The sequence below is a fragment of the Bradyrhizobium sp. HKCCYLRH2015 genome (assembly GCF_051168215.1).
In the GTDB taxonomy this organism is placed as follows: domain Bacteria; phylum Pseudomonadota; class Alphaproteobacteria; order Rhizobiales; family Xanthobacteraceae; genus Bradyrhizobium.
In genome coordinates, this window is sequence record NZ_JBNPUO010000001.1 from 865150 (window position 1) to 882932 (window position 17783).

General features: G+C 65.0%; 17 protein-coding genes. 13 read left to right on the forward strand and 4 right to left on the reverse strand.

Annotation, left to right across the window (positions count from 1 at the left end; translation table 11 throughout):
• Window positions 1-8: 8 nt before the first annotated feature.
• The 4 genes from ACQR1H_RS03955 (at window position 9) to ACQR1H_RS03970 (ending at window position 5143) form a co-directional block, all read left to right on the forward strand.
• Entirely contained in the window at window positions 9-962 is a 954-nt protein-coding gene (locus ACQR1H_RS03955; RefSeq protein WP_316237756.1) for a dihydrodipicolinate synthase family protein, read from the forward strand.
• A 2-nt stretch (window positions 963-964) separates the two neighbouring features.
• Entirely contained in the window at window positions 965-1768 is an 804-nt protein-coding gene (locus tag ACQR1H_RS03960; protein ID WP_316182079.1) for an NUDIX hydrolase, read from the forward strand.
• 112 nt (window positions 1769-1880) lie between these two features.
• Window positions 1881-4562, forward strand: coding sequence for a PAS domain-containing protein (locus ACQR1H_RS03965; RefSeq protein ID WP_434838333.1), 2682 nt, complete (start codon window positions 1881-1883; stop codon window positions 4560-4562).
• A gap of 125 nt (window positions 4563-4687) precedes the next feature.
• Window positions 4688-5143, forward strand: coding sequence for a hypothetical protein (locus ACQR1H_RS03970; protein WP_434907184.1), 456 nt, complete (start codon window positions 4688-4690; stop codon window positions 5141-5143).
• 16 nt (window positions 5144-5159) lie between these two features.
• Here ACQR1H_RS03970 and ACQR1H_RS03975 read toward each other — a convergent pair whose 3' ends face one another.
• Complete coding sequence (locus ACQR1H_RS03975) at window positions 5160-5543, reverse strand: VOC family protein (RefSeq protein WP_434907163.1); 384 nt, start codon at window positions 5541-5543, stop codon at window positions 5160-5162.
• Between the two features lie 222 nt (window positions 5544-5765).
• Between ACQR1H_RS03975 and ACQR1H_RS03980 the strand changes: the two genes are divergently transcribed.
• The 4 genes from ACQR1H_RS03980 to ACQR1H_RS03995 all read left to right on the forward strand — a co-directional run bounded on the left by ACQR1H_RS03980 (window position 5766) and on the right by ACQR1H_RS03995 (window position 8179).
• Entirely contained in the window at window positions 5766-6476 is a 711-nt protein-coding gene (locus ACQR1H_RS03980) for a hypothetical protein (protein ID WP_434907164.1), read from the forward strand.
• A 114-nt stretch (window positions 6477-6590) separates the two neighbouring features.
• Window positions 6591-7055 carry a hypothetical protein gene (locus ACQR1H_RS03985; RefSeq protein WP_315804851.1) on the forward strand — a complete coding sequence of 155 codons (465 nt, stop codon included), beginning with the start codon at window positions 6591-6593 and terminating at the stop codon, window positions 7053-7055.
• Between the two features lie 194 nt (window positions 7056-7249).
• A complete protein-coding gene (locus tag ACQR1H_RS03990) occupies window positions 7250-7663 on the forward strand; it encodes a DUF3775 domain-containing protein (protein WP_315804852.1) in 414 nt (137 codons plus the stop codon).
• Window positions 7664-7732: 69 nt separating this feature from the next.
• Window positions 7733-8179 (forward strand): host attachment protein, encoded by a 447-nt coding sequence (locus ACQR1H_RS03995; protein ID WP_315804853.1) that lies wholly within the window; start codon window positions 7733-7735, stop codon window positions 8177-8179.
• A 66-nt stretch (window positions 8180-8245) separates the two neighbouring features.
• Here ACQR1H_RS03995 and ACQR1H_RS04000 read toward each other — a convergent pair whose 3' ends face one another.
• The 3 genes from ACQR1H_RS04000 to ACQR1H_RS04010 all read right to left on the reverse strand — a co-directional run bounded on the left by ACQR1H_RS04000 (window position 8246) and on the right by ACQR1H_RS04010 (window position 10768).
• Complete coding sequence (locus ACQR1H_RS04000; RefSeq protein ID WP_315804854.1) at window positions 8246-8440, reverse strand: hypothetical protein; 195 nt, start codon at window positions 8438-8440, stop codon at window positions 8246-8248.
• Between the two features lie 161 nt (window positions 8441-8601).
• A complete protein-coding gene (locus ACQR1H_RS04005) occupies window positions 8602-8784 on the reverse strand; it encodes a hypothetical protein (RefSeq protein ID WP_315804960.1) in 183 nt (60 codons plus the stop codon).
• A gap of 796 nt (window positions 8785-9580) precedes the next feature.
• On the reverse strand, window positions 9581-10768 hold the full coding sequence (locus tag ACQR1H_RS04010) for an acyltransferase family protein (protein WP_316216072.1): 1188 nt from the start codon (window positions 10766-10768) through the stop codon (window positions 9581-9583).
• A 134-nt stretch (window positions 10769-10902) separates the two neighbouring features.
• Here ACQR1H_RS04010 and ACQR1H_RS04015 point away from each other — a divergent pair, with 134 nt between their 5' ends.
• The 5 genes from ACQR1H_RS04015 (at window position 10903) to ACQR1H_RS04035 (ending at window position 17779) form a co-directional block, all read left to right on the forward strand.
• Entirely contained in the window at window positions 10903-11193 is a 291-nt protein-coding gene (locus tag ACQR1H_RS04015; protein ID WP_315804856.1) for a hypothetical protein, read from the forward strand.
• A gap of 166 nt (window positions 11194-11359) precedes the next feature.
• The gene (locus ACQR1H_RS04020) at window positions 11360-11755 is read left to right on the forward strand and encodes a hypothetical protein (RefSeq protein ID WP_315804857.1); all 396 of its coding nucleotides are present in this window, start codon (window positions 11360-11362) and stop codon (window positions 11753-11755) included.
• A 222-nt stretch (window positions 11756-11977) separates the two neighbouring features.
• Window positions 11978-12730: a hypothetical protein gene (locus ACQR1H_RS04025; RefSeq protein ID WP_315804858.1), complete on the forward strand. Its 753-nt coding sequence runs from the start codon at window positions 11978-11980 to the stop codon at window positions 12728-12730.
• Window positions 12731-12737: 7 nt separating this feature from the next.
• Complete coding sequence (locus ACQR1H_RS04030; protein ID WP_434838331.1) at window positions 12738-16367, forward strand: hypothetical protein; 3630 nt, start codon at window positions 12738-12740, stop codon at window positions 16365-16367.
• A complete protein-coding gene (locus ACQR1H_RS04035; protein ID WP_316237764.1) occupies window positions 16364-17779 on the forward strand; it encodes a hypothetical protein in 1416 nt (471 codons plus the stop codon). The genes ACQR1H_RS04030 and ACQR1H_RS04035 overlap by 4 nt, the downstream gene beginning before the upstream one ends.
• Window positions 17780-17783 lie beyond the last annotated feature (4 nt).

The window sequence follows — 17783 nt, forward strand, 5'->3', positions numbered from 1 at the left end:
GACAGATGATGAAGCTCACCGCCGCCGCCAAGGGCACCTTCGCGATCGCGCCGACCCCGTTCCATGATGACGGCCGCATCGACGACGCCTCGATCGACCGGCTGGTCGATTTCTATGCCGAGGCCGGCTGCGACGGCATCACGGTGCTCGGCATCATGGGCGAGGCGCCGAAGCTGGACGCGGCGGAATCCGAGCAGGTTGCGGTGCGCTTTGCCAAGCGCGCCAAGAACCTGCAGATCATCGTCGGTGTCTCCGCGCCGGGGTTCGCGACGATGCGCGCGCTGGCGCGCGCCTCGATGGATGCCGGCGCTGCGGGCGTGATGATCGCGCCGCCGCCGACCCTGCGCACCGATGATCAGATCACGGGCTATTTCAAGCAGGCCCAGGAGGCGATCGGCGAGGACATTCCGTGGGTGCTGCAGGACTATCCGCTGACGCTGAACGTGCAGTTCACGCCGGCGGTGATCCGCAGGATCGTCATGGACAGTCCGTCCTGCGTGATGCTCAAGCATGAGGACTGGCCGGGCCTGGAGAAGATCTCGGCGCTCCGCGGCTTCCAGAAGGACGGCTCGCTGCGGCCGCTGTCGATCCTGTGCGGCAATGGCGGCCTGTTCCTGGACTTCGAGATGGAGCGCGGCGCCGACGGCGCGATGACCGGCTACGCCTTCCCGGAAATGCTGGTCGACGTCGTCAAGCTGTCGCAGGCTGGCAAGCGCGATGCCGCGCACGACCTGTTCGACGCGCATCTGCCGCTGGTCCGCTACGAGCAGCAGCCCGGCGCCGGCCTTGCCGTGCGCAAATACGTGCTGCAGAAGCGCGGCGCGATCGCCTCCAGCGCACAGCGCAAGCCGGGCTCGGCGATCACGGCGGCCGCCAAGGCCGAGGTCGACTATCTGCTGTCGCGTGTCGCCCGCACCGACGCCCGCGCCAATCTGCAACCCCGAGCCACCGCCGCGGAGTGACCATGGCTGACGCTGCCGCCGTCCGTCCCGCCTCGACCGTGCTGCTGCTACGCGACAGCGCAGCCGCACGTGAGATCGAGGTATTCATGATGGTGCGCCACCATCAGATCGAGTTCAACTCGGGCGCCCTGGTGTTTCCAGGCGGCAGCGTCGACAAGGGCGATCAGGAGATCGCCGGCAGGCCGGAGCTCTATGCCGGCGACGATGGCCTGGACGCCGAGGCGCTCGGCTTCCGCATCGCCGGGGTGCGCGAGACCTTCGAGGAGAGCGGCATCCTGCTGGCGCGAGCGCGCGGCGCGCGCACGCTGATCGAGGCCGCGGCCGCCCGCGAGATCGAGGCTGCGCATCGCCTGGCGTTGTGCGAGGGCAAGACCAGCTTTCTCGAGGTCATCGAGGCGCACGGCCTGGTGCTGGCGCTCGACACGCTCATCCCTTACGCGCATTGGATCACGCCCGAGGGCATGCCGAAGCGCTTCGACACCTGGTTCTTCCTGGCGGCCGCGCCGCCGGACCAGCTGGGCGCCCATGACGGCCGGGAATCGACCGACTCCGTCTGGGTCTCGCCGCGCGAGGCGCTGGCCGGCGGCGAGGATGGCCGCTTCAAGCTGCCGTTCCCGACCACCCGCAACCTGATCCGGCTCGGCAAGCAGCCGGCGGTGGCCGGGGCATTGGCGGCGGCGCGCGACATGGAGATCATCACCGTGATGCCGGTGATGACCAGGACCGCCGAGGGTGGCCGTCAGCTGCGCATCCCCCGCGAGGCAGGCTATGATGGGGAGGTGTTCGAGTTCGGTGCGGCCGGTTAACCGCACAGGCTATTTTTCGTCCGGTGGATGATGCGCGGACGGGATTGTTCCCTATCTGTTCATTCAGCCGCGCGGCGGCTCGTATATAGTGCGGTTCCGACCATCGGATCCCATGAGTAGATTACCGGACCTCGACACGGCCTGCAGCAGCCTCCGATCGATGACGATCGGGCGGATGATCTTTGGCAGCTTTTTGCTGCTGCTCGCCGTCATCACCGCGACCAGCATGGCGAGCGTGATCGCCATCCGTCACATCGATTCGACCTTTGCCGAATTGCAGCGGCTGCAGGGCGTCGGCGATCTCGCCGAGGAGATCGACCAGCGCATGAACGAGCTGCGGCTCGCGGCGCGTGATTTTGTCACCGATCCCGGTTCGCGTTCCGACCGGGCCATGGAGGCGGCGACCGAGCTCAGCGCGCTCCTGAAGAAGACGCGCCTGCAGCTCGCGCCGGAGCAGCAGGCGACCATCGATGGCGTCGCCCAGCGGCTCGCCAATTACCGCGAGGGCATCGACCGGATCAGTGCGCTGATCGCCCGGCGTGCCGAGCTGCTGTCGGGTTTGCCGGCGGCGCGCGAGGGCTTCGAGGACGCCATCGCCGGCTTGACCGATCGGGGCACGGCGCGGGCCTTGTTCCAGGTGCAGAACCAGGTTGGCGCGGCGCTGCTGGCGCGTGACCCGGCCGGCGCCGAGCAGGCCGCCCGCAGCATGCGCGCGATGCCGATCGAGGACGGCGCGCTTCGTGCGGCCGCCGACCGCTATGCCGAGGCGATCATCGCCATCGCCGGCACCGAGGACGAGATCGCGCGGCTCGACAAGGAGGTGCTGGGCATCGAGGGGCGGCTGATCGGCCGGGTCACCGAGTTGCTGCGCGCCTTGAGCGCGAGCCAGGGCAAGGTGCTGTCGCGCGACTTCGCCCGTACCCTGGCGGAGACGAAATGGCAGAGCATCATCTTCGGCACGGCGGGCGTTCTGATCGGCATCTTCGCTGCGTCTTTCGTGGTCCGGCGCACCGTGCGGCCGCTGGCCTCGATCGCACGCTCGATCAGGGCGCTGGCGGCAGGCGAAAAGGCGGCGTCGATCCCCCAGACCGACGTTCAGAACGAGATCGGCGACATCGCGCGGGCGGCCGAGGTCTTCCGGCAGACTTTGCAGGACGCCGACGCGGCGCGCGAGGCGGCGGTCCGCGCGCTGGCCGAGCAGCGGCTGGCCGAGGAGAGCTATCGCAAGCTGTTCGAAGCCTCGATCGACGGCATCTATGTGACCACACCGAGCGGTCTTGTGCTCAATGCCAATCCGGCGCTCGCGCGCATCATGGGCTACGAATCCGCGAGCGAGCTGATCCAGAGCGTCAACGACATCGCGGATACGATCTATGTCCATCCCCTGGCGCGCGAACGCTATCAGCGGCTGATGCGGCGCGACGGCATGGTGCGCGAGTTCGAATACCAGGTGCGCCGGCGCACCGGTGAGGTCCGCTGGCTTTCCGACAGCGCCACGGTGGTGCGGGACGAGAGCGGCGAGGTGGTTCGCTACGAAGGCGTGGTCCGCGACATCACGGATCAGAAGCGCGCCGAGGACGCGATCGCGGAAGGCCGGCGATTGCTGCAGCAGGTCATCGACACGGTGCCGGCGGTGATCAACGTCAAGGATCGCGAGCTGCGCTATGTCCTGATGAACCGCTATATGGCCGGCATCTTCAACGTCGAGCCCGAGGATGCGCTCGGTCGTACCACGGGCGAGCTGATGTCGCGCTACGGCGCGAACAAGACCGACTCGAACGACAAGCGCGTGCTGGCGACGAAGGCGGGCCTCGGGTTCTACGAGGAGGAATACCTCGATTCATGCAACGTCATGCGGCAATGGCTGGTCAACAAGCTACCGCTTCTCGATGCCGACGGCGAGGTCGACAAGATCGTCACGGTGGCGCTCGACATCGGCGAGCGCAAGAAGAGCGAACTGGAGATGCGCAAGGCCAAGGAGGCCGCCGAGACCGCGCTCCGGAACCTGCGCGAGACCCAGGCCTCGCTGATCGAAGCCGAGAAGCTCGCGGCGCTCGGGCGCATGGTCGCCGGTGTTGCTCACGAGGTCAACAACCCCGTCGGCATCAGCCTGACGGTCGCTTCCGCGCTCGAGCGCAAGACCGAGCGCTTCAGCGAGGCGGTCACGCGGGGCGAGCTGCGGCGGTCGAGTCTCACTGAGTTCATCGAGATGAGCCGCAGCGCCGCGGGACAGCTCGTCGCCAATCTCAATCGCGCGGCCGAGCTGATCCAGTCGTTCAAGCAGGTGGCGGCGGACCGCAACTACTCCGATCAACGCAGCTTCGATCTCGCCGATCTCACCGAGCAGGTGGTGATGAGTCTTCGCCCGGGCGTGCGCAGACAGAACCTGACGGTGAATGTGGATTGCCAGCCCGACCTGGTGATGAACAGCTACCCCGGGCCGTACGGGCAGGTCCTGACCAATCTGTTCCTCAATGCGGTCGCGCACGCGTTTCCGGACGGCAGGAGCGGCGTGATCGAAATCAGGGCGCGTGAGTCCGGCCGCGACAATGTCGAGATCATCTTTTCCGACAATGGCTGCGGCATGTCGCTCGACGTTCGCCGCCGCGCCTTCGATCCTTTTTTCACGACGCGCCGCGACCAGGGCGGCACCGGGCTCGGCCTGCACATCGTCTACAGCATCGTGACCAGCCGGCTCGGCGGCCGGCTCGATCTCGACTCCGAGCCGGGCGCCGGCACGCGCGTCCAGATCATTCTGCCGCGGGTCGCGCCGCTGGAGCAGGCGGCCGAATAGGGCGGTCTGCGTAAAACCCCGGATTGACTCTCACGAAGCCGAGATCGAAACGAAATCTGGCCCGGTTGATGCATTTCTATCCGTGCACCCTGGGGTGGTGCAGGAGCCAGATGGACCAGATGGAAATGAGCAAATGGATCGTGTCCCGCGGCCATGGGCCGCATCGAGCTGATCGTGCTGACATCAGCAACACGGGTTCGAAGCGGCAAAGGGCCGCGCGATGGAAGCCGCCTGTGCAGGTCAGCAGCGCGGCGCTGCTGATCGCACTCGCCGCGCCACCGTCACTGGCGCGTGATCGCGGCCAGTACGCGAACTCGTCGCCGGAGATCAAGGCATGGTTCGACGGTCTGCGCAGCGGCAAGGGCCCGTGCTGCTCGGACGCGGACGGCAGCGCCGTCAGCGATGTCGACTGGGAGAGCAGGGACGGTCACTACCGCGTCCGTATCGAGGGGGAATGGCTCGACGTCCCCGATGACGCTGTGATCACCGAGCCCAACCGGGTCGGCCGCACGATGGTGTGGCCGATGCGCGGCTATCAGGGCCTCCAGATCCGCTGCTTCATGCCGGGTAGCATGTCGTAGCCGGGCGGGGCGGCGCTCAGGTGTATTTCTTGTCGCGCTCCAGCAGCTCGATGGAAATGCCCTCCGGCCCGCGGATGAAGCAGATGCGAACACCGGGGCGGATCGTGGTCGGCTCGGTCGTGAAGGTGACGCCCTTCGCCTTGAGCTCGGCGGCCGCGGCGTCGATGTCCTTCACGGTGAGGCCGAAATGATCGAGGCCCTGGTGCGGCGTCACAGGCGGCGCGTTGACGCCGTCGTTCGGCTCGACCTTGGCGACGAACACGCTGGCGCCGCCGAGCCTGACGTCGATGCGGCCGGGATTGCGGATGATCTCGCCGCCGAGAATGTCGTGAAGCCAGGTAGCGGTGGCTTCCGGGTCCGGGCTGCGGAGATGGATGTGGTCCCACGTGACATTCAACATCGTCGAGATCTTTCGAAGGAGTGAACCGCCTGCGGCGCGGCGGCGTTTCTCGAGGTGCCGGCAACGGGTCGGATGTTTACCGGCCCGTCACCGGCCGCGCCAGCCCGGCATACCGACCGGTATCCGGGCCTGCCCTCCAATTGTCGGCTTTGCATGCAACCCTATCGATGTTTGCCGATTGAAGCTTCCAGATGCCCCCGCCGGGCAGCCGATGGTGCAGACATGAGCGCGGGTCTCTCTCGTTTGCTGGGGCGCAAGCCCGATGCCACGGCGTCGCTGGCCATGCGCCGAAGCGACGGAGCGTCCATCCCTTTGGGAGCCGCGGTGTCGGGGTTGGCGATCCTCGCGCTGATCATGTTCAGCGTCGTCGGGTGGCTGATCATGTCGGTCGAAGAGGAGGAGGTGGCCGACTCCAGCCTCACGCGGGTCGGATCGGCCTCCCCGAGCAGCGGCTATGAAGGAGATGAAGACGGGACGGAGACGTCGCCTGGGCTCTCATTCGTGGTGCCCAGCCCGGCGGCCAAGTCCAGCGCGCACCCCGATTCGTCCCCGGTGGTCGGCTCCGGCCGGACCGTCATGGACGCCAATGCCAGCCTGTCGCCGACGATACCGCCTGCTTCATCCCCTGCGCTCGACCCGGCCGCTCTGTCCGGCCTGCGGATCAGTTCCCAGTCCTGGCGGCGCGGCGGTCTTGGGTCGAGGGCGCTGGTGACCTTCACGGTACGGAATGCCAACAGTTTCGCAATCAAGGACGTCGAAATCACCTGCGCCTTCAGCCGGCGGGACGGTAGTCATGTCAGCGACCGCCGACGGATCGTGCCCGGCCAAGTCGGGCCGCGCAGCCGGAAGACCTTCGCGGCGGTCCATGTCGGATTCGTCAACGTTAACGTCAGCACGGCCAAATGCGCGCTGGTTGCAGCGACGAAAATCTAATTATGTCGCGCTAGTCTCCCACGGTTTTTGAACCCGAGCGTTCGACGCGGGAACATACTGTCATGATCCTCCGTTAGGTGGATGTCGGCGCAGGTGCCGACGGAGCGGTAAATTATGCCCATTCTGCGTTACTTTCTTTTCGTCGGTGGAACTTTGCTGGCGCTGCTGGTCCTGGCGGATGCCGTGCTTCCCAGCGTACCATTGCCTGCAAGCCTGTCGTCTGCGTCGGACCTTCCCCCGGTGCGCATTCAGTCCACCAGAAAGTGGCCGGAGCGGATCGTGATGGACACCTCGATCGCCACGCCGGCTCCGGTGAAGCTCGCGAAGGCGGAGCAGCCTGCGGCAGAAGTGGCCAAGCCCAGTGCCCGCGACGCCTTCGCGCAGATGAGCGCCGTCGAGACCAACCCGCAGGTTGCGGCCGTGAAGTCCGCCGAGAAGCCTCGCGCGACGCGGATTGCCGACACAGGCAAGCCGGCTGCAGAGGCGAAAAAGCGAAGGACCGCAAAAGCTCATCCGGGCAGACCGATGATTCTGGTCGCGCAGCAGCCGCATGTCGGCTCTCTCGATTGGACTTGGTAGTATCGATCGCCCGCGGTCCCTGGTCGATCCAAGCGGTCCCGCTGCAATCGCGCTCCGGGGCTCGCGCGGGGTGCTGCGCTGGTTTTCACGCCGCTACGCTGCCTTGATCTTGCGCAAAGTGCGCTCCTTCCGGAACGCCTAGCGTCTCTGCACGGGACCTGGGGGCGTTTGCCCGGGGACCCAGGAGACGCTGAATGACGACTACCACGCCCACCCTCTCGATCTCGCCGGAGAAGGTCGCCTTCGTCGTGACCAAGATCCACCAGCACGAAATGGAAGCGGCCGAACCCGAATTGCTGGCAGATTTGGCAGATGACGACACGGCGCCCGGTACCGGTGGGCGAGGCCTGAAAACGGACCGGTCGGAGCTCGTCAGCTTCATCAGGGGCCTCAATGTCGACGAACAGATCGATCTGGTCACGCTGATGTGGCTGGGCCGGGGTGACGGCTCGCTGGACAATTGGGATGAGCTTCGTGCGCAGGCCGCTCAGGCGCACAACAATCGCACGGCGACGTATCTGATCGAAACGCCGATGCTCGGCGACTATCTGGAGGAGGCTCTCTCGGAGTTCGGCCTTTCCTTGGAAGATTTCGAAGAAGGCATATAGCTGCGGCGGCTTCTCCCGATGAGCTCGCCGGCACATTCTTCGCTGTAATTCGGATGATGGAGTAATCTCATGGACAAGATGAAGGTCGGAACCGGTGATTGGATCGTCGTGTGCGACGGGCGCAAGGCGCTGATCCTCGAGAACGTCGGTGACAGCATGTTTCCGAACCTGCACACCAAAGAGGTCCGTGAACAGGAGAACGACCGCACGAGCGCTCAGGGCACTGACGCTCCCGGCTCGGTGCAGCCGTCATTTGGCAATGCTCGGAGTTCAGTGGATCAGACGGATTGGCATGATCAGGCTGAGCGTATCTTTCTCAAGCAGCTTGCCGATCGCCTGCATCATGCTGTCATTTCAGGCGAAACCAAAGCCGTCACGATGGTGGCGTCGCCGCGCGCGCTCGGGATCATCCGCGCCGACTATTCCGACGCGGTACGAAAGGCGCTGCATGGCGAGGTCCACAAGGATCTGGTCAAGCTTCCGGTCTACGAAATCGAGAAGCAACTGCTTGCCTGAGCCAGGCTGTCTCATGCCAATGAGTGTCCGGAGACCCCGTTCGCGGTCTCGGTGATCGCGACGGGATCAATGTGTGCTTTCATGCGACGGTGTCGATTCCGGCGCCGCAGGCACGAGGCTTGCGCCCACATGCGCAGCTCCTTTTTCGACGATCTCGTAGCCGCAATCGTCCAGCCAGGCGATCAGGCGATCGGCCATGGCGTAATCCCAGGTCGGGTAGGAGCGTGCGATGACCTGGCGTGGCGTGAGCTTGCGAGACATTGGTGATCCTTCCCTGATCTCATGGTGCTCGATGAAACGTCGAGCGTTGGTCTTGTCATCCTGAACCCCAGGACGGGATGCACAGTTCCTGCGGCGCCCGAGCGCTGCCGCTCAAGGAGCGCTGATCGTTCACCGCGCCCCGGCGAAAGGCGCTCAATTCATCAAGCGCCGATCACGTGTGGCCGCGCGTCATCGGTCACGAGAGCCGCGGTGCGCTCCGGCTTCTTCTCCACGATCTCGTAACCACAATGATCGAGCCATGCGATCAACCGATCCGCCATGGCATAGTCCCAACTGGGATAAGATCTGGCAATGACTTCGCGGACTGAAAGCTTTCGTGTCATGATGTCGATCTGTCGCTCCCTGCATTCGCCACGGGCCCGTCCGGCATACATCCGGACGATCCAAGGCTGGCCGGCAGTTCGTGCCGCCGGTTCTTGATGTTGTTTGGCTCGTCCCGCTTCTAAGCGCGCGCCCCAGCGCCTCACCACGATCAAACTGGCGTGGAGAGGTGACTTTTCCGCTTCCGGCTCGCCCAGGCTGCGCAATCATCGCCCAACATGGTGAAAACCTTCTCGCTACGATGGTTTCCCATTCCCGTGCACGGATATGGCGCAGTCGTGCGCGTAGTGGGGCTGGAGTGTGGTGGCGGCGCGGTGTTTCGTCACAGGCTGGCGGCGACGATCTCCGACGAAAGCAGCTCGAGCAGGCTGCGACAAACTGAGGAACGGTTTGGCACGTTCATGGTTTCAGCTGGGGCGCAGTCGCATGGGCTCGTCGTCTCAGAGGCAACGGAGCGAAGCGATGAGGCTGATGTTCTCGGTCGTGCTACTGACCGGCCTTGCGGCAGGGGCCGGCCGGATGGACGCCAATGAGTCCTGCGGCCCAGGGTGCCACGTCGCGCCGAATGGCGGCTGCGTCGTGAATGGCTGGGAGGTGGGAGCGCCGGTGTGGAACGAATGCCCCGCGGGCGCTCGGCCAAGACCGCCGTGCGGAACCGCGTTCAAATGGAGCAGACAGGCGAAGGCCTGTGTCAGCAGGTGAATATACGAGGGCTGATCACCGGCGCGAGAACGTGGGTCGGACCGCCGGCTGTCGCGAGCCGTGCCTTGTATCAGGAGCAAGACGAAGCTCCGGCGCTCAGACCGGCCTCGCATGGATCACGTCGCGTGGTGCGCTGGTGCGGAAGGCTCTCCGTAACCATGCCCGCGACGGTGCCTCGATGAGCATGTAGGTGATCCAGGCCATCGCCGTCGCAATCGCAACGAACAGACCGAGCCGCAGTGCGAGCTCAAGAGCGCCAGGAGCATCTGACTTTCCGATCATCGCAAGCCGAATGAGAAAGGGATGCAGCAGATAGATCGAATAGCTGCATTCGCCACCAATGATCAGGGCTCTGGACGACAGCCAGGGGGCATGGCCGTATCGACTGGCGGCGACGAAGACGATCGAAAATCCCGAGATCTCGATGAGACGTACGGCAAGTTCGATCGCGAATGACCAGCCGGGCAGACGAGGCTGCAGAAACAGCAGCACAGGCGCACAGATGAGGCTCACCAGCGAAAGCCAGAACAGGAGCCTCACGCAGCGCCGCTCCCCGTCACCGACGCTGGCATCGGCGCGGTTCCTGTAGATCATGGCGGCAAGGCAGCCGGCCAGGAACTGAGCGATGTGAAGATAGGGAGAGTAGTAGGTGAGCCACTGCATCCCGTTTTGCGTCAGGCTCGGCGCGACGGCCCGCAGCAACGCATCCCCGAAGGTGAAGGCGGCCGCGATCGTCAGCGCGAACGTCACGATGTTCACCAGCGCGATCCAGATGATCGTTTGCAGCCGGACGACGGCTGCAAACAGCAGGCAGACGAATGGAAACAGCAGGTAGAAGAACAGCTCCACGCTGATGGACCAGAGGTGCTGCAGCGATGGCACGACTGCGACCAGCATGGTGCCGTTCTGCACGGGAAACCAGGCTTGCGTCATCGTGAGGATGAAGCCGAGCGACGGGGCCGAAAGACCTCGCGCAATCACGATGTATGCGACGACTGCGAGCGCAATCACGGCGTACATGGGGTAGAGCCGGGCGAAGCGCGCGATGGCAAATTCGCGAAGAGCGCTTCCGAGCGGTTGCGACTGGAAGCGCTCGGCGTAGTTGAGCCACAGGACGAATCCGCTCAGCACGAAGAACATCGTCATTCCGATGCTGCTGATTTGTGCGATGAGCTCCGGCAGCGGGCCTTGCGCCAACGACGGGGCGCCATGGCCGATGGCGACCGTTGCGGCCGCGACGAAGCGCAAGCCGGTCAGCGAGCCGATGAAGCGTTGCTCGTTCACTTTTGGGGATGGTCCTGATGCTTGGGAGGCGCTCCGGCTGTTGTAGAAACAGCAGGGCCTGGAGGCAACCCGACGCACGCCGCCGGAGACGGGATTGCCGCCCGCCGAGCGACGATCAGGCGTCCAGGCCGGAGATGATTCTGCGCCTGATCATTCCGGCGTCTGCCGCTTGCGACGTCCGCCGCGGCGGCATCTCACGTTGCAGTCACGACAACGGATTGAAAAATATGGAAAAATCAACTTTGCCGTCAGCAGCGTCCGACCACCGGTCGAGGCGTTTCCCGGCGCGCGGCATGCGATCGGCGGGGGGGAAGGAGCGGGCAACAGGGCTGCTAGAGTTTGAGGAAACCTGGGAAGAGCAGCTCTTGCAGCGGATCGGGCCGGTTGCGAAAAGCCGCCTGGACTCCTCGATCCGCGGGACGTGACGGCCAGGGGCATGGTCGCCCCTGCGTGAGATGCAGAGCCCCCGTCCGGACTGGTGCAGGGGCCGGATTGCAAATGGACTCGCAAACCGACCACAGCTAGTTATTTGTTACCCTCTAGCGGGTCGTTTTGCACGACGCTGAGCGCCTGAAGAGAACGGGAGTCGCCTTGCTCGCTGCGCCATCTCAGCTCACCGATCAAACCGTCAACACCCAGCTGACGACGAATTGCAATGCGCAGGTGGCTGCAACGTTCGACACGAATGACAGCACCTGGGTGACCTTCTTTTTCAACGGTACGATCCCGTGCTGGAGAGCGCTGGTGTCGATTGGCGAAGTGGAGGTCGAGCTGACCGAGGACATTGCCATTGCAGGCATCGTCCTGCGCAAGGGACTGACCGTGACCATGCACCCGATGGGTCGCTACTACACGGTCACGATGAGCGGGGAGATTGTCGATTCCGGAAAGGAGAGCAGCTTTACCGGATTCGTGCTCGGCTCGTTCATCCGGTCCGCGGCGATGAAGCGTGCAATGCAGATGCTCCGGAAACAAGTCAGCCGCTGAGCGGCGCCCGGCTTCGCCTGAAATGTAAACACCAGAATGTGACCGGGCGTGGGGGGAAGACTGTGATCTGGCCCGATTGACCACCGCGGCGAACCCTGTTACACGCCACAACCTCTGATAGATTTCAATCATTGGTAGCTTAGTTGATTTTCCATTCGTTTCAGCCGCGCCGGCGGTTGCGTACTGCGGGTTTCAATCTGTGTTTTAGAAAAGGAGATAGCCATGGCTCATCATGAAGGCCTTCGTTTTTCGGCTCCCGCCGTTGTCACCACCCCCACAAGCCCCAACACCGAGGTCGTCGCGACGCCGACGGGCGATCAAAACAACACGACGCAGCTCGTGTTCGAGTATCAGGGGCGCATTCCGGTCTGGACGCCGGTTGTCTCGCAGGCGCAACCTCAGGTCGTTTTGGCGACTGACATCACGATCGGCGCAACGACTTGGCGCAAGGGCATTACGATCCAGTATGCGGCGCTGGGATCGACCCAGTACACCGTGACCATCATCTCGGGCGAGATCGTGGACGATCGTGGGCTCTACCTGCTCCAGGGCGTGACGCTCGGCATCTTCCCGATCGGTTTGGATGTCAAGGCAGCGCCGCCCGCGACTACGCGGACCGAAGAGTATCCGCGCGCCGCCTTCACGGCGCTGCCGACGGTGAATACGCCGACCAGTCCGAACAGCAACGTGGTGACGACGCCAAGCGGCGACACCAACAACACGACCTACGTTTCGTTCCAGTACCAGGGCCGCATCCCGGTCTGGACGCCGATCGTCTCGCAGTCCCAGATCACCGCGGTTCTCGCCGCGGATATCACGATCGGCGCGACGACGTGGAAGGCGGGCATCACGGTGCAATATGCTGCGCTGGGCTCGGCGCAATATACGGTGACCATCATCAAGGGCGATATCATCGACGATCGCGCTCTCTATTCACTGGCGGGCACCTTGCTCGGCATTTTCCCGATCGGGTGATACGAGCATGGACGCGTCCGCGTCAGCGCAGTTCGAGCAGGTCGACTCCTCTGCGATTTACGAGACCAGGGTTGCCGGCTCGGTTGGCTGGGCCGGCTACCTTCTCGGCACGGGCTCGTCGCTGCCACCGTTCATCAACTACGATGACTCGCTGAAGAAGTACGGTGGCAGCTATATTTTCGCGACGCAGCGGCCCGCCGATCTTGATCGTGATCCCGGCGGGTTCGCCGAGCGTGTGCGGACCTATATCAGCAAGGCGACGCGCAACCGCGCCGTCGTCTGGCTGGCCTCGGCCAATCCGGTCAGGTTTGGCGACTTCGAGAGTTACGGCATCTCCTTCATCAACCTGCCGCCGGTCTACCAGGTCTCGGGCAACCTGAACCTCTGGTTCGCCCGCAACGCCAAATTCTACATTCTCGATCAGACCCGGATCGAGATCGATGGTGGGGCGCTGCGCCTGTCGGGCTCGGCGCTGAGCTCGCCTCCGTTCGTCGGCTTCTCGGGCAAGGGCGACAACCCGCTCGGCATTCGGCTTGCGCGGACCTCCAACAATCGCATCTACGCCTACGTGCCGTTCGGCGGTGCCAACACCGGTTGCGTCACCTTTGATGGGCTGCTCGATTCGAAGCAGGCGTTCGTCAGCCAGGGCTTGGAGCAGGGCGTCCGCTACGTCATCAACAACAACGCGACGACGTCGCCGCAAGCTGCGCAATATGCCGCCATTACGGTGGCGGCGTTGCCGTCGCAGCTTTCGATCGCAGGCGCCTTCGACCTCGGCGATCCGGCCAACCGCGCGATCGGCCGAGAGCAGCTCGAGCAGGGCTATCTGCGTTCGGGTTTCGCCATCAAGGGGGCGCCGGCGCTGACCAGCGAATTCCGTACGACCGGCGGGCGTGTCGTGCAACTGACGCCGCTCGGGGCTGGCAGCACGGATACGGCGCCGGCGCTCGGGGCAGGGGGCTTCGCCTTTGCGACCAGCGCCGCCAAGACGGTCGCGGTCGAGACAGGCACGACCTATCTGAGCCTGGCCGGCCACTACGCGCTCGGCGCCGATGGCAGCTCGGCGGGGCAGCTGGCGAAGCTGATGGGCGGACTGTTCGGATCGGAAGCGCTGAGCTTCAAGGCGTACGACGTCAGCCTGCCTGCAGCCCAGAACGATCGTCTCAACGCCATTCCCTCGAAGCCGGGCTACGCGCCGGTGTTTCCATTCGAGACGGCGGACCTCAACCGTCCCACGAGCGGTGCCGTCGCGGCGCGCCTGACGGACGAGCATCAGACCTCCTGGGTGACCATCGTCTCCGGAGGCGGCGCCGTCGACTATCTCGCAGAGCCCGAAGGCAGCGCGATCTACGCTGCGGCTGAGGCCGGCGCCGGCGCCGAGGACGTCGCGATCCTGCAATCGGCGCCGCCATTCATGCCGCTTGCCCAGGGCAGCGACAAGACGTTTCCGCTGGTGCCTTATGGAGCTGCTGCGAGCAGCGGCCTCGATGGCGCTACGCTCGTCCAGTTCGAAAGCCAGATCGTGGCCGCGACCCGTAAGTCGCTGATCTCGAGCTATGGCAGCAAGACGTGGTCGGCGCGCGTGCAGGCGGCGCGGGCTCACGCGCTGCGCGGCACGCTGCCGGACGGCCCGAGCACCGATGGGACGACGCCGCAGGGCTTCATCATCGCGGGCGATCCGACGACGGGTGCCTATCTGAAGGTCAGCATGGCGCAGTCGATCGACCGCGACGGCAACACCCTGCCATTCGCGCTATCTGCTCCGACCCAGGCGATGCAGGACGCCTTGCAGACCAACCAGCTCTTTCTCGTCGCCGTCAATCCGGAGCCGTTCGGCACCGGCGCGCAGTTCGCCAACACCGTCAACATCGCGGGCTGGACCATGACCGCGGCGGTCGGCGCCGGCGCGTCGGCGACCGCCTACCGCAACGTTGTCATCATGAAGTTCTGCTCCGGTTCGTTGCTGGAGCGGGTCACGAATGCCAATCGCTGGACGTCGGCGGAGCAGTTCTCGCTGTTGCCCGGCACGCCGCCGGTCACCGCCGCGCTGTCCTACACCGGCCTGTCGCAATGGCTGCAGGACTACATCGCGGAAGCCGTCGTGCGTTCGAAGGGAGCGTCCGGCCCATTCTACGAGAATTTCGCGCGCATCGCGCAGGATCCGAACTGGACCGGCGTCATCGTGCTCGCGGCCGATCTCGGCCAGCGCGACATGCCGCCGGAGATTGCGGGGCTTGCCGCCGGCATCGACTTCACCCGCTTCAACGCCCATCATTTCGGCTTCACCGTCAGCCGCGTCACGGTCGATGGCCGGAGCGGCCGGATCACGATGCCCCCGGGCAATTCGAGCCTGTTCGGCCTGATCGACTACGAAGATCCGCGCTATGCAATGAACATCTCCAACGGCGTTGCGCCTGACGTGCCGGTGGCGGTGCAGATGAGCGGTGAGTTCGACTTCACCGTGCTGCAGTTGCAGTCGTTGTTCGAGAACGCCAGGCTGACGCGGTTCGACAGCCACGTCCAGCTCTCGGTCGCGGCGCTGTTCGGCGCGCCGGTCTCGCGGCTGTACTCGCGCCGCACGCCGCAGCCCTTCACGGGAATCGTGCTCAAGGGCAGCTATGTCGACCAGGGCGGCCGCGGCGCCTATGTCTTCGAGCAGAACACGACCAACGTGCTGACCAGCCCGTCGAACGTGCTACCGGCCGTTGCCTTCGACCGCGTGCAGTTCAACACGATTGGCACCCAGGACCAGGGCGCCACGGTGGCCAGCAACTTCCTGGTCTGGGGACAGTTCGATTTCACGGCGCTTGAGAGCACCATCGGAGAGACGCTCGACCTGCTGTCGTTCGGCAGCCCGCCCGACACGCCGGAGGAAGCGCTCGGCGTCGGGCTTGCCTTCTCCGGCCTCGTGATCGGCATGACCTATCCGCAGGCGACGCCCGGAGCCAAGCGGTTCCAGGTCGCGACCGGCAACCTGGCCTGGAATCTCAACGGCTCGAGGATGCGCGACACCAGCCTGTTCCGCGGCTTCGCACTGCAGCTCAAGAGCTTCGTCAACGCGACCGGCGATCAGAAGCCGTCGGATCTCGGCTTCCTGCCGGTGACCTCGCAGCTCAACCTGACCGAGCTGGAGGGACCCTGGTTCGGCGTCGTCTACGACATCACGCTGGGCGGCCCGGGAGCGCTCGCCTCCGGCGTCGGCTTCCAGTCGCAACTGCTTGCGGCATGGTCGCCGGTCACCACCGGCTCGGACGCGCAGCATGCGGTCTTCATCGGCATGAGCCTGCCGGGCGCGGCGCCCGGCGCCAGCCTGTTCAGCATCCAGGGCGTCATCAAGGTTGCGGTCGGCGCGATCTCGATCCTGCGCCAGCCGGTGCCGACCGCATCGGGACGCAAGCTGCCGGAAGACGGGCCGAAGTGGTTCTACTGCCTGCGGATCGACGATATCGCGATCAAGATCTTCGGCATCGCCAAGCTGCCGCCGTCCGCCAATATCCAGTTCTTCCTGTTCGGCGATCCCGACAACACCGGCAGCCTCGGCTGGTATGCCGCCTACGTCGCCGACGACAATCCGGGCTGCGAGCAGTCGCTCGCATTTGCCGCCCGCAAGCCCGAGCTGCAGGAGCCGTCAACATGACGCGGATCCTGTTCTGGAACATCGAGAACTTCTCGATCAACAAGATCTTTTCGGCCTCGATCAAGCGGCAGCGCGGGCATGGCGGCCTCAACGACATGCAGAGCGCGATCCAGCGCCGCGCGGTGATCAATGCCGTGCTGACGGCCACCCAGCCGGACATCATCGTCATCATCGAGGTGAGCTCCGGCGACAATGCGCCCAACGCGCTGGCGAGCCAGACCGGCGGCATCAATGCGCTCGCCATGGTGCAGTTCGGGCTCAACAACCCCGCCACCATGGTGGCGGGCGGATGGAACGCCGTGCCGCCGCTCTACACCGGGGTGGGCGGGCGCGCCGAAACGGTCGGTATTCTCTATCGCCGCACCAACACTGCGGGCACCCTCAACCGCTACTTCACCGGGCCCAACATCTGGACCGGCGGGCATGGCGGCATGTCGGTGCCGCCGGGCGGCGGCGTCGCCACGCCGTACAACGGCATGCTGGTGCCTCTCGGTGCCGTCAACGTCAACGGAATGCTGGTCCCCCCGGGGCTTGGTGGCGTCCGGCAGATTCCTGCGGCCGCTCAGCACAATGGCGGGCTCAACGAGGACGTCGTGGCCGCGCGCATCGCCTTCACGACCACGCTCGGCGCGCCCGTTGCCTTCGCCGGGTTGCGCGAGCCGTTCATGGCGACGTTCACTGAGGTCGACAATCTCGGCAACGTCCAGCGCGACCTCACCATCTTCGGCATCCATTCGCCGCCGAACAACCCCGCGGCGGCGAACTACATCACCACGATGTCGACGATCAACGACGTCGTCGGCGCCCTGGGTGTGAACGAGACGCGGGTGATCGGCGGCGACTTCAACGTCAATCTGTTCGCCGTCAACGGAACGGCCTCGGGTCTCTACAATCCGCTCACCGGCGGACCCGGTGCCTACACGCTGCTCGTCAGTCCGACGGCGGTGGGCGTTCCCGTCAATCTGGACCAGTACAAGGGCTATTTCTCCACCCATATTCGCGGCAAGGACAAGACGGCGGCGTCCAAGTTTCTCTGGTCCAACGGCGGCGGGCCGGGACAGAGCTTTTATCCCGGCTACGGCTATGTCGGCTCGAACTTCGTCGCCGCGCCGTTCTACTCGATCGACAACGTCCTGGTCTGGCCGCACAACGGCATGCACAACTATCAGACCACGATCATGAACACGGTGACCGGCACGCCGATGAACGGGGTCATGGCGCCGCCGGACAATCCTCCCCTCGGCACCGTCGCGTTGGCCAACCAGTTCACCGCGGCGCCGATGGGGTGGCCGGGCGCGCCGACGGCGGCGAACTATCCCGGGATCGGCGGCGCCGGAAATCTGACCGGCTGGAGCAACTACGGGCGCGTCCGCAACACCAGCGATCATTTCGGCGTCTTCGCCGACATCTGAAGGG